Source organism: Lactococcus sp. bn62 (assembly GCF_029492705.2).
GTDB classification, from domain to species: domain Bacteria; phylum Bacillota; class Bacilli; order Lactobacillales; family Streptococcaceae; genus Lactococcus; species Lactococcus petauri.
The window spans coordinates 1,960,978-1,973,310 of the sequence record NZ_CP120417.1 but is presented as its reverse complement, the minus strand read 5'-3'; the positions used below and the strand labels follow the sequence as shown (position 1 = coordinate 1,973,310).

General features: G+C 43.6%; 2 protein-coding genes, 8 tRNA genes, 3 rRNA genes and 2 pseudogenes. All 15 read left to right on the top strand.

The features are described from left to right. Positions 1–2: 2 nt before the first annotated feature. The 15 genes and pseudogenes from P3G65_RS10265 (at position 3) to P3G65_RS10195 (ending at position 12,322) form a co-directional block, all read left to right on the top strand. Entirely contained in the window at positions 3–377 is a 375-nt protein-coding gene (locus tag P3G65_RS10265) for a hypothetical protein (protein WP_019291560.1), read from the top strand. 105 nt (positions 378–482) lie between these two features. Next, a pseudogene (locus tag P3G65_RS10260) lies at positions 483–1,127 on the top strand (PolC-type DNA polymerase III N-terminal domain-containing protein); the annotation flags it as partial. Positions 1,128–1,568: 441 nt separating this feature from the next. Then, a pseudogene (locus P3G65_RS10255) lies at positions 1,569–5,405 on the top strand (PolC-type DNA polymerase III); the annotation flags it as partial. A gap of 306 nt (positions 5,406–5,711) precedes the next feature. Further along, a 16S ribosomal RNA gene (locus tag P3G65_RS10250) occupies positions 5,712–7,260 on the top strand. 110 nt (positions 7,261–7,370) lie between these two features. Next, a tRNA-Ala gene (locus P3G65_RS10245) sits at positions 7,371–7,443 on the top strand. Between the two features lie 166 nt (positions 7,444–7,609). Further along, positions 7,610–10,509: ribosomal RNA gene (locus P3G65_RS10240) — 23S ribosomal RNA — on the top strand. Between the two features lie 84 nt (positions 10,510–10,593). Beyond that, positions 10,594–10,709, top strand: a 5S ribosomal RNA gene (gene rrf / locus P3G65_RS10235). Together the 16S, 23S and 5S rRNA genes with 8 tRNA genes alongside form the textbook arrangement of a ribosomal RNA operon. A 4-nt stretch (positions 10,710–10,713) precedes the next feature. Then, a tRNA-Val gene (locus P3G65_RS10230) sits at positions 10,714–10,786 on the top strand. Between the two features lie 2 nt (positions 10,787–10,788). Then, positions 10,789–10,861: transfer RNA gene (locus P3G65_RS10225), tRNA-Asp, on the top strand. A 38-nt stretch (positions 10,862–10,899) separates the two neighbouring features. Further along, positions 10,900–10,972: transfer RNA gene (locus tag P3G65_RS10220), tRNA-Lys, on the top strand. Between the two features lie 46 nt (positions 10,973–11,018). Beyond that, positions 11,019–11,100: transfer RNA gene (locus P3G65_RS10215), tRNA-Leu, on the top strand. 11 nt (positions 11,101–11,111) lie between these two features. Then, positions 11,112–11,184, top strand: a tRNA-Thr gene (locus P3G65_RS10210). A 70-nt stretch (positions 11,185–11,254) separates the two neighbouring features. Next, a tRNA-Gly gene (locus P3G65_RS10205) sits at positions 11,255–11,326 on the top strand. A gap of 39 nt (positions 11,327–11,365) precedes the next feature. Then, positions 11,366–11,451: transfer RNA gene (locus P3G65_RS10200), tRNA-Leu, on the top strand. 385 nt (positions 11,452–11,836) lie between these two features. Beyond that, a complete protein-coding gene (locus tag P3G65_RS10195; protein ID WP_029343540.1) occupies positions 11,837–12,322 on the top strand; it encodes a hypothetical protein in 486 nt (161 codons plus the stop codon). The last annotated feature ends 11 nt before the right edge of the window (positions 12,323–12,333 follow it).

Genomic DNA, 12,333 nt, shown 5'->3' with positions numbered 1-12,333 from the left:
TTATGAAATTATTTTTTTGGGGTTTAGCATTTATGCTAGGCACCAATTTTTTGAGGAGATTTGTGCAATGGGGGCTTGTGGCTTTCCTCGAATTTCCCCTCAATCTGACGACAGAATTATTAAGTCTAGCCATTTCAGGTCTTTTCTTATTAGCAGTTTTTATGCTTGGACCTCGGAAAATTGACATCCTAAAGTTAATTTTTTTATCATTTTTATTGCTCACCCATTTTTTCAGTCAGCTTTTCAATCACATGCTTGTGTCTGGTTTTGATTTTCCTGACACTCTAGCTATAGACTTGTTAAGTTTTGCTCTCCCCGCTCTTATCTTTGGAATACTTTTTGCTATCCTAGGGCGAAAGGCTGATGTTTTTAAGTGAAATTTACGTGTTTTTTCTAAAATTAAAAAGGCTGACATCACTTTCAGCCTTTTTAACTTCATAATAATTTCCGATAAAAAGCACAGATGTTGCTTTTTTGTTATAATGGAGGATACAGAAAAAATAGAGATATGCGGAGAAAAAATGGAAAATCTTTTTGAAAAACTGATGGATCAAATAAAAATGCCAAACCAAATTCGCGAATCGGCTCTTTTTTCCAGTGGAGAAATTGAAAATGTCGAAGTACATACGGAACGGAAGCTTTGGAAATTCCAATTAAAATTTGAGAAAATCTTGCCAGTTGAACAGTGGAAGGTTTTGTCTGGATTGATTGAGTCTGCTTTTTCAACTATCGCTGAGACGGAACTTTCGATAACAGTGGACCAACCTGAATTTGATGAGGCGATGCTTAACGATTATTATCAGCTTGCATTGACTTTACCAGACTTAGCAGATACAGCTTTTGCGAATATCTTTAAAAAATATCAGATAGAGCAACGAGGCGTTCAGATCAATCTTTTGGTCGAAGATAATCCTCAGTTGGATCATTTTGTAAAAAAAGACTTCCCTATCTTAGAAGAAAAGTTAAAGGATTTTGGCTTTGGAGCACTTACTATTCGCCCTGTTGTTGACGAAAAGTTAACCTTGGAAAAACGAGAAGCACATGAGCGTAAAGTGCATAACATGCTGGCTGCAGAGTCAGCCTCGCAACAGCAGATAAGTGAACTCAAAAAGCAACGCACAGATGAAGCTAGTGCCAAAACCGAAAAAGCTCCTGAAAAAATTGATACAGCCTTGTCAGAAGGAATTTCATTTGGACGTAAAATTAACGGCACAAGCCCCGTGACTTCGATGAGCTTTATCGCTGGCGAGGGAAGTGGCGTTGTTTTTGAAGGTTACGTCTTTGATGCGCATCATCGTGAGTTTGCCAGCAATGGTACAGGAAAAGTCAATCATGTTTTGGAGATGAAGATTGCGGATGAAACTTCCATCTTCCAAGTTGTTAAATGGGGGCGCAAAGACAATGAAATAGCTCAATTTAACACCATCGTTGAGAAAGTCAAAGCGGCCAATACAAGTGAAGATGGCTCGATTCAATTTGAACAAGGCATTTGGCTGCGTGTGCGTGGAAATATTGCACATGATGTTTATAAAGACGATCTAGTCATGACCGCAAATGATGTCGTTGAGATTGCTAAAAAAGAAGATTGTAGCCGAGTTGCGGCACAAATTAGTGCTGTAAAATCAGATAAAATTCAGATAGGGCGCGAAATTAAGAATTCTGAGCCAATCACACCGATGCGTTCGGTCAGTGAATTTTCTACTCATGGCTCTTTGGTGTTTGAAGGTTATATCTTCAAGAGTGAGCTGCGCGAGATTAAATCACGCAAGACAGGAAATATTAGCCATCTGTTAGAGATTGAAATGACTGACTATACATCCAGCTTTTATATCTCAAAATGGGTTCGTGGAGATGAAGAAATTGCTGTGGCTAAGCAGCTTACAGGCATTTGGGCGCGGGTACGCGGCACAGTGCAGCATGATGACTATAAAAAAGATCTTGTTCTCCAGATGAGTGACTTACAAGAAATACCGACACAAAGAGTGCGGAAAGATAAGGCGGCTGAAGGAGATAAACGTGTGGAATTCCATAGCCATACGAATATGTCAACCATGGATGCGATGCCTCCTGCAAGTAAGCTTGTTGCTCAAGCTGCGAAATTTGGTCATAAAGCAATTGCCATTACAGACCATGCGGGTCTTCAAGCTTATCCTGAAGCCCATCAAGCCGGGAAAAAACATGGTGTAAAAATTATCTATGGCGTAGAGGCAAATCTGGTAGAAGACAAGATCCCTATTGTGTTCAATGAAGAAGATGTCAACATGTATGAGTCAACTTATGTTGTCTTTGACGTGGAAACGACAGGACTATCTGCTGTCCATAATGACTTGATTCAAATTGCCGGAACGAAGATGCATAAGGGAAATCCCATCGGCGAGTTTGATGAGTTTATTAACCCTGGTTATGCCATTAGTGATTTTACAACAGAATTAACAGGTATTACACAGGATCATTTAAAAAATGCGAAGCCTCTATATGATGTTTTAAAAGCCTTTCAAGAATTTTGTCAAGGCAGTATCTTGGTAGCCCATAATGCTACTTTTGACGTAGGCTTTATGAATATGAATTATCAGCGAAATGGCTTACCTATCATTAAGCAACCTGTAGTGGATACTTTAGAATTCGCTCGTAATCTGTACCCAGAGATGAAGCGTTTTGGTTTGGGACAATTGACGAAAAAGTTTCAGATTGGTTTAGAGCATCACCACATGGCCAATTATGATGCGGAAGCGACGGGACGTTTATTGTTTGTCTTCCTTAATGAAGTTCGCGATCGTTTTGGCTGGACATCACTGCTTGACTTGAACGACAAACTCGTAGCGGAAGATTCTTATAAGAAAGTCCGTCCAAAACACGTTACACTTTATGCTCAAACACAAGCAGGTTTGAAGAATTTATTTAAACTTGTAAGTTATTCTAATGTTAAGTATCTTGCTGGTGTACCACGTATTCCGCGTTCCGTTTTGCAAGAACATAGAGAAGGCATCATTGTTGGCTCAGCCTGCAAATCAGGCGAAGTTTTCGATGCAATAACCAATAAAACCTTTGAAGAAGCTTTAGAAATTGCCAAGTTTTATGACTTTATTGAAGTTATGCCGCCAGCGCTGTATCAATCTCTTGTTGTCGGGGGTAATTTTAAGAGTGAGAAAGAGCTGCAACAAACGCTGAAAGACTTGATTAAGCTCGGCAAGAAGTTAGGCAAACCGGTCTTAGCTACTGGTGATGCTCATTACCTTAACCCAGAAGATGCGATAAATCGTGAGATTATTATACGTTCGCTGGGTCAAGGGGCAGAAATCAACTGGAATCAAGGAAGAGGGGAGCATGCAAAACCTCTACCTTTACCCGAAGCGCATTTCCGTACGACAGATGAAATGTTGGACGAATTTAGCTTCTTAGACGAAGCCACAGCGCGTGAAATTGTCATCACCAATACGCAAGAAATGGCAGAGCGGTTTGAAGAATTAACACCTGTAAGAGATGATCTTTATACACCGAAAATGACCTTTGAAGGTGGAGAAAGTTCTGAGGAGCGCATCACGCGTTTGACTTATGAGAAAGCGCACGAGTGGTATGGCAATCCTTTGCCAGATATTGTAGATGCGCGTTTGGAAAAAGAGTTACGTTCTATTATAGGGAATGGTTTCTCCGTGGTTTATATTATTTCGCAAGAACTTGTACGGCGTTCAAATGAACGTGGTTATATAGTAGGTTCTCGTGGATCAGTGGGTTCATCACTTGTAGCTACAATGATTGGTATTACCGAGGTTAATCCTCTTGCACCGCATTATCGCTGCCCGGAATGTCAATATTTTGAATGTTATGATGATGGGAGCTACGGCTCAGGTTATGATATGCCTGATAAAAAATGTCCAAAATGCGGACATAAGTTGGTAAAAGATGGTCATGATATTCCCTTTGAAACTTTCCTTGGTTTCAAAGGTGACAAAGTACCCGATATTGACTTGAACTTCTCGGGGGATGATCAGCCTTTGGCCCATTTGGATGTCCGTGATATTTTTGGAGAAGACTATGCTTTTCGTGCGGGAACAATTGGTACGGTAGCCGAAAAAACAGCCTTTGGTTTTGTCAAAGGTTATGAACGAGATTACAATCAGTTTTATAGCAATGCTGAAATTGATCGTTTAGCCATGACTTCAACAGGTGTTAAACGTACAACTGGACAACACCCGGGCGGGATTATCGTTATTCCAAACTATATGGATGTCTATGATTTTACACCTGTACAATATCCAGCTGATGATGTGCGTGCGGAATGGCAAACTACCCACTTTGATTTCCATGCGATTCATGATAACATCTTAAAACTTGATATTCTTGGACATGATGATCCGACGATGATTCGAAAACTCCAAAGTTTATCGGGGATTGTCCCACAAGATATTCCCATGGACGATGAGGAAGTAATGAAACTCTTTACAGGTACAGAATCGTTGGGAATTACGGAGGAACAACTAGGCGCAAAACTTGGTACGCTAGGTATTCCTGAGATGGGGACCTTCACTTCAATGAACATGATTGCTGAAGCTAAACCTAAAACTTTTGCAGATTTATTGCAAATTTCAGGACTTTCACATGGTACGGACGTATGGGCAGGTAATGCCCAAGAATTAATACGCTCAGGAATTGCTGACTTGTCCAGCGTTATCGGTTGTCGGGATGATATTATGGTTTACTTGATACATGCTGGTTTAGACGAATCCATGGCCTTTAATATTATGGAACGAGTGCGTAAAGGGATGTGGAGCAAGATTGGGGCAGAAGAAAGAGAAACCTATGTTAATGCGATGCGTGAGCATGGTGTCCCAGATTGGTATATTGAATCTTGTTCGAAAATCAAATATATGTTCCCGAAAGCCCATGCTGCTGCCTATATTATGATGGCTCTTCGTGTTGCTTATTTCAAGGTACATAAGCCAATTCTTTACTATTGTGCATGGTTTTCTATTCGTGCAACAACATTTGATGTTGCAACGATGGGAGCAGGTTTAGATGCAGTCAAGGCGAAGATGAAGGAGATTCGTGATAAAGGTTTCGATGCAACCAACACTGAGGTCTCTTTAATGACAACGCTTGAGCTTTGTAACGAAATGCTTGAACGCGGCTATAAATTTGGTAAAATTGACCTTTACCGCAGTGAAGCTACAGAATTTGTTATCGATGGCGATACATTGATTCCACCATTTATCACAATGGATAGCTTGGGCGAAAACGTTGCAAAACAACTTGTTGAAGCCCGTAAAGAAGGAGAGTTCTTGAGTATTATGGAACTTCGTAAACGAGGAGGCGTGTCACAAACAGTTGTTGACAATATGAAATCTATGGGAATCCTCCAAGGAATGCCAGAAGATAATCAATTAAGTCTCTTTGAAGACCTCTTTTAATAAAAAACAGGAAACCAGACACAATGGTGTCTGTTTTTTTATAGTCTTTAAACGTGACAACGGCGGGGTTTTCCGAACGAGTGTAAAAAAAAGGGAGAAAAATCACAGTTTATTCTTGACAGAACAAAGTGAGTTTGATAGAATATAATAGTTGTCGCGAGAGAGCGTATCTCTTACGAGAGCGATAGACCTTTGAAAACTGAATAAAGTAGAATGACTATATGCGAGAAGTTAACTTCTTGTATACCAACTGTCAATTCAATAATGAAAGACAAAACAACAGCCAGTTCATTTGATGAACTAAATTTAAATGAGAGTTTGATCCTGGCTCAGGACGAACGCTGGCGGCGTGCCTAATACATGCAAGTCGAGCGATGATTAAAGATAGCTTGCTATTTTTATGAAGAGCGGCGAACGGGTGAGTAACGCGTGGGAAATCTGCCGAGTAGCGGGGGACAACGTTTGGAAACGAACGCTAATACCGCATAACAATGAGAATCGCATGATTCTTATTTGAAAGAAGCAATTGCTTCACTACTTGATGATCCCGCGTTGTATTAGCTAGTTGGTAGTGTAAAGGACTACCAAGGCGATGATACATAGCCGACCTGAGAGGGTGATCGGCCACACTGGGACTGAGACACGGCCCAGACTCCTACGGGAGGCAGCAGTAGGGAATCTTCGGCAATGGGGGCAACCCTGACCGAGCAACGCCGCGTGAGTGAAGAAGGTTTTCGGATCGTAAAACTCTGTTGTTAGAGAAGAACGTTAAGTAGAGTGGAAAATTACTTAAGTGACGGTATCTAACCAGAAAGGGACGGCTAACTACGTGCCAGCAGCCGCGGTAATACGTAGGTCCCAAGCGTTGTCCGGATTTATTGGGCGTAAAGCGAGCGCAGGTGGTTTCTTAAGTCTGATGTAAAAGGCAGTGGCTCAACCATTGTGTGCATTGGAAACTGGGAGACTTGAGTGCAGGAGAGGAGAGTGGAATTCCATGTGTAGCGGTGAAATGCGTAGATATATGGAGGAACACCGGAGGCGAAAGCGGCTCTCTGGCCTGTAACTGACACTGAGGCTCGAAAGCGTGGGGAGCAAACAGGATTAGATACCCTGGTAGTCCACGCCGTAAACGATGAGTGCTAGCTGTAGGGAGCTATAAGTTCTCTGTAGCGCAGCTAACGCATTAAGCACTCCGCCTGGGGAGTACGACCGCAAGGTTGAAACTCAAAGGAATTGACGGGGGCCCGCACAAGCGGTGGAGCATGTGGTTTAATTCGAAGCAACGCGAAGAACCTTACCAGGTCTTGACATACTCGTGCTATCCTTAGAGATAAGGAGTTCCTTCGGGACACGGGATACAGGTGGTGCATGGTTGTCGTCAGCTCGTGTCGTGAGATGTTGGGTTAAGTCCCGCAACGAGCGCAACCCTTATTACTAGTTGCCATCATTAAGTTGGGCACTCTAGTGAGACTGCCGGTGATAAACCGGAGGAAGGTGGGGATGACGTCAAATCATCATGCCCCTTATGACCTGGGCTACACACGTGCTACAATGGATGGTACAACGAGTCGCCAACCCGCGAGGGTGCGCTAATCTCTTAAAACCATTCTCAGTTCGGATTGCAGGCTGCAACTCGCCTGCATGAAGTCGGAATCGCTAGTAATCGCGGATCAGCACGCCGCGGTGAATACGTTCCCGGGCCTTGTACACACCGCCCGTCACACCACGGAAGTTGGGAGTACCCAAAGTAGGTTGCCTAACCGCAAGGAGGGCGCTTCCTAAGGTAAGACCGATGACTGGGGTGAAGTCGTAACAAGGTAGCCGTATCGGAAGGTGCGGCTGGATCACCTCCTTTCTAAGGAATATAAAAAAAGATGTTGTTCTACTTTATTCAGTTTTGAGGGGTCTATAAAGACCAAACAAGCAGTCTTTTGATGCAAGATAGAGAAGATTGCGTTGAGAGAAGGGGCCTTAGCTCAGCTGGGAGAGCGCCTGCTTTGCACGCAGGAGGTCAGCGGTTCGATCCCGCTAGGCTCCATAAGATACGACAGTATCTTGTCAACGAAGACGTTAAAATAGGAATTGATCATTGAAAACTAAATAACAATATCTTATAACGATAAATAAACCGAGAAATGGTAAAACATTTCTGTAAAGCTGCGAATTATTTTAAATAGTTCGAAAAAACTTATACTTGTTTTAATGGCAAAGTTAATAAGGGCGCACGGTGGATGCCTTGGCATTAAGAGCCGAAGAAGGACGTGACTAACGACGATATTCTAGGGGGAGCAGTAAGTACGCATTGATCCCTAGGTCTCCGAATGGGGAAACCCACTATGTTATGCATAGTATCCGTAAGTGAATACATAGCTTACGAGAAGGTAACGCAGAGAACTGAAACATCTAAGTACCTGCAGGAAGAGAAAGTAAAAACGATTTCCTAAGTAGCGGCGAGCGAACGGGAAACAGGCCAAACCAAGAAGCTTGCTTCTTGGGGTTGTAGGACTGCAACGTGGACTTAAAGTCTATAGAAGAATTACCTGGGAAGGTAAGCCAAAGAGAGTAATAGCCTCGTATTTGAAATAGACTTTATACCTAGCAGTATCCTGAGTAGGGCTGGACACGCGAAATCCAGTTTGAATCCGGGAGGACCATCTCCCAAGCCTAAATACTCCTTAATGACCGATAGTGAACCAGTACCGTGAGGGAAAGGTGAAAAGAACCCCGGGAGGGGAGTGAAATAGCACCTGAAACCGTGTGCCTACAAGAAGTTCGAGCCCGTCAATGGGTGAGAGCGTGCCTTTTGTAGAATGAACCGGCGAGTTACGTTATGATGCGAGGTTAAGCTGAAGAGGCGGAGCCGTAGCGAAAGCGAGTCTGAATAGGGCGCTTTAGTATCATGATGTAGACCCGAAACCTAGTGACCTATCCATGAGCAGGTTGAAGGTGCGGTAAGACGCACTGGAGGACCGAACCAGGACACGTTGAAAAGTGTTTGGATGACTTGTGGATAGCGGAGAAATTCCAAACGAACTGGGAGATAGCTGGTTCTCTCCGAAATAGCTTTAGGGCTAGCGTCGCAATTTAAGTGTATTGGAGGTAGAGCACTGTTTGGATGAGGGGCCCATCTCGGGTTACCAATTTCAGATAAACTCCGAATGCTAATACACATGTGCGGCAGTCAGACTGCGAGTGCTAAGATCCGTAGTCGAAAGGGAAACAGCCCAGACCACCAGCTAAGGTCCCAAAATATATGTTAAGTGGAAAAGGATGTGGGGTTGCACAGACAACTAGGATGTTAGCTCAGAAGCAGCTATCATTCAAAGAGTGCGTAATAGCTCACTAGTCGAGTGACCCTGCGCCGAAAATGTACCGGGGCTAAACATATTACCGAAGCTGTGGATTTAATATTAATTAAATGGTAGGAGAGCGTTGTAATCAGCGATGAAGGTATACCGTGAGGGGTGCTGGAGCGATTACAAGTGAGAATGCCGGTATGAGTAGCGCAAGATAAGTGAGAATCTTATCCACCGTAAGACTAAGGTTTCCAGGGGAAGGCTCGTCCGCCCTGGGTTAGTCGGGACCTAAGGCGAGGCCGAAAGGCGTAGTCGATGGACAACAGGTTGATATTCCTGTACTAGTATTGTTAGTGATGGAGGGACGCAGTAGGCTAAAGGGAGCCAGTTAATGGATTCTGGTCTAAGCAGTGAGGTGTGGAATGTGTCAAATGCATTTTCCTTTAACATTGAGCTGTGATGGGGAAGCAACTACGGTTGCGAAGCCCTTGATGTCACACTGCCAAGAAAATCTTCTAGCGTTTAATTCAATACTACCCGTACCGCAAACCGACACAGGTAGTCGAGGCGAGTAGCCTCAGGTGATCGAGAGAACTCTCGTTAAGGAACTCGGCAAAATGACCCCGTAACTTCGGGAGAAGGGGTGCTGTAGAAATACAGCCGCAGTGAAAAGATCCAAGCAACTGTTTATCAAAAACACAGCTCTCTGCTAAACCGCAAGGTGATGTATAGGGGGTGACGCCTGCCCGGTGCTGGAAGGTTAAGAGGAGGGGTTAGCTTAGGCGAAGCTCTGAATTGAAGCCCCAGTAAACGGCGGCCGTAACTATAACGGTCCTAAGGTAGCGAAATTCCTTGTCGGGTAAGTTCCGACCCGCACGAAAGGCGTAATGATTTGGATACTGTCTCAACGAGAGACTCGGTGAAATTTTAGTACCTGTGAAGATGCAGGTTACCCGCGACAGGACGGAAAGACCCCATGGAGCTTTACTGCAGATTGATATTGAGTACCTGTGAAGCATGTACAGGATAGGTAGGAGACTTTGACCTTGGGACGCTAGTTTCAAGTGAGTCGCTGTTGGGATACTACCCTTGCTTCATGGTTGCTCTAACCCACACGCATAATCGGCGTGGGAGACAGTGTCTGTCGGGCAGTTTGACTGGGGCGGTCGCCTCCTAAAGAGTAACGGAGGCGCCCAAAGGTTCCCTCAACATGGTTGGAAATCATGTGTAGAGTGTAAAGGTATAAGGGAGCTTGACTGCGAGAGCTACAACTCGAGCAGGTAGGAAACTAGGGCTTAGTGATCCGGTGGTACCGCATGGAAGGGCCATCGCTCAACGGATAAAAGCTACCCTGGGGATAACAGGCTTATCTCCCCCAAGAGTTCACATCGACGGGGAGGTTTGGCACCTCGATGTCGGCTCGTCGCATCCTGGGGCTGTAGTCGGTCCCAAGGGTTGGGCTGTTCGCCCATTAAAGCGGCACGCGAGCTGGGTTCAGAACGTCGTGAGACAGTTCGGTCCCTATCCGTCGCGGGCGTAGGAAATTTGAGAGGATCTGCCCTTAGTACGAGAGGACCGGGGTGGACTTACCGCTGGTGTACCAGTTGTTCCGCCAGGAGCACCGCTGGGTAGCTATGTAGGGAAGGGATAAGCGCTGAAAGCATCTAAGTGCGAAGCCCACCTCAAGATGAGATTTCCCATTCTTTATGAATTAAGAGCCCTGAGAGATGATCAGGTTGATAGGCTGGAAGTGGAAGTCCTGCGAGGGATGGAGCGGACCAGTACTAATAGCTCGAGGACTTTACCAAGTAATAGAACATATGAGTTCAGCTTTACTTATTTATCAAGAGATTGTTATTTAGTTTTGAGTGTTCAATACATTCAGACCATGATTTGGTATTCATTGCATAGGAGATACACCTGTTCCCATGTCGAACACAGAAGTTAAGTCCTATTACGCCGGAAGTAGTTGGGGGTTGCCCCCTGCGAGATAGGGTAAATGCCAAGTGATTGGGAGTTTAGCTCAGCTGGGAGAGCATCTGCCTTACAAGCAGAGGGTCAGCGGTTCGATCCCGTTAACTCCCATAGGTTCCGTAGTGTAGCGGTTATCACGTCGCCCTGTCACGGCGAAGATCGCGGGTTCGATTCCCGTCGGAACCGTTTCAAGTTGATAGACTTGAAAGGTAATAAAAGAAATAGACTCGTTAGCTCAGTTGGTAGAGCATTTGACTTTTAATCAAAGGGTCGCTGGTTCGAGCCCAGCACGGGTCATACTTTAACAATAGGTTGAGGTATAAAGCGTAAAAGAACTTGTCAAGCGGATGTGGTGAAATTGGCAGACACGCTAGATTTAGGTTCTAGTGCTTTAGGGCGTGGGGGTTCAAGTCCCTTCATCCGCATTTCTTTTATAGCCGACTTAGCTCAGTTGGTAGAGCATCTGATTTGTAATCAGAGGGTCGCGTGTTCGAATCATGTAGTCGGCATTCCTTTAACTGTTGGACCTAGTGTAGTGCAGCTAGAGGTATTTAGAAAGTTTTTCTTTCTTTAAGCGTTGCGAACGTAGTTCAGGGGTAGAACACAACCTTGCCATGGTTGGGGTCGCGAGTTCGAATCTCGTCGTTCGCTTTGTTAGTTCTCCCTTAGTGGGGGGATTTTCCATATTTTGCCGGGGTGGCGGAACTGGCAGACGCACAGGACTTAAAATCCTGCGAAGGGTAACCTTCGTACCGGTTCGAAACCGGTCCTCGGCATCAGTCAAACCAAGAGTTTTATGACTCTTGGTTTTTTTATATAATTTTTATTAATAACTAGGTTAGTGACCTAGTTATTTTATTGACGAATAAGTTTGTTTGTTAAATATCAGAGAATTGTTATTTATTACTCTAAGATGAAAAGATACGTGCTAATATTCTAGTTTTTTTGATAAAATGTCAATTTATATTCTGTAACTTAAAAAATGTCCATAATTTCGATTATATTTTAGAAATTTAAAAAATAAAAATAATTTGATAATTGTATTTAATTGAAGCTATGGTATTCTACTATATAGGAGTAGGGCATATCACAAAAGGAAGGGGGAACATAATAAATTACGATAAGTTGGAAGTTATTCTAGAGGGGAGAAAAAATATAAGGATGGAGCATAATTTAGATATGGAGCAGCTGGAAGAAATATTTCATTCTGTCCAACATATTGTGTGGAAAAGCAGTCGTTTAATTCCGATAAATTTTTGGACGATTGATGACTATCAGCAGGAAGGGCGCTTGGTATTATATGACTTGCTTAGCGACGGTGTGACACAAAGAAATTTATTTTGCCATTTTAAGGTGCGCTATAAGCAGAGACTTATTGATATTAAAAGAAGGGAGCGGGCTTTTAAAAGGGGTTTTGATTGTGGGACTGGCTTAGACATATACGAATATTCGGATGCTTTAAAAGGTAAAGCGGCCAGTCCAGAACATACGCTGATTTCTGGAAGTTTACTAGAAGAAGTTTTTGAAAACTTAAGTTTACGTTACCGACGGCTCCTGAAAAGTTATCTCGCGGGCGATGAATTGCATCGTATGGAAAAGTATCGTTTGAAAGAAAAAATAACGAAAATATTGTATGATCAGCAGTGAGTTTATTGATA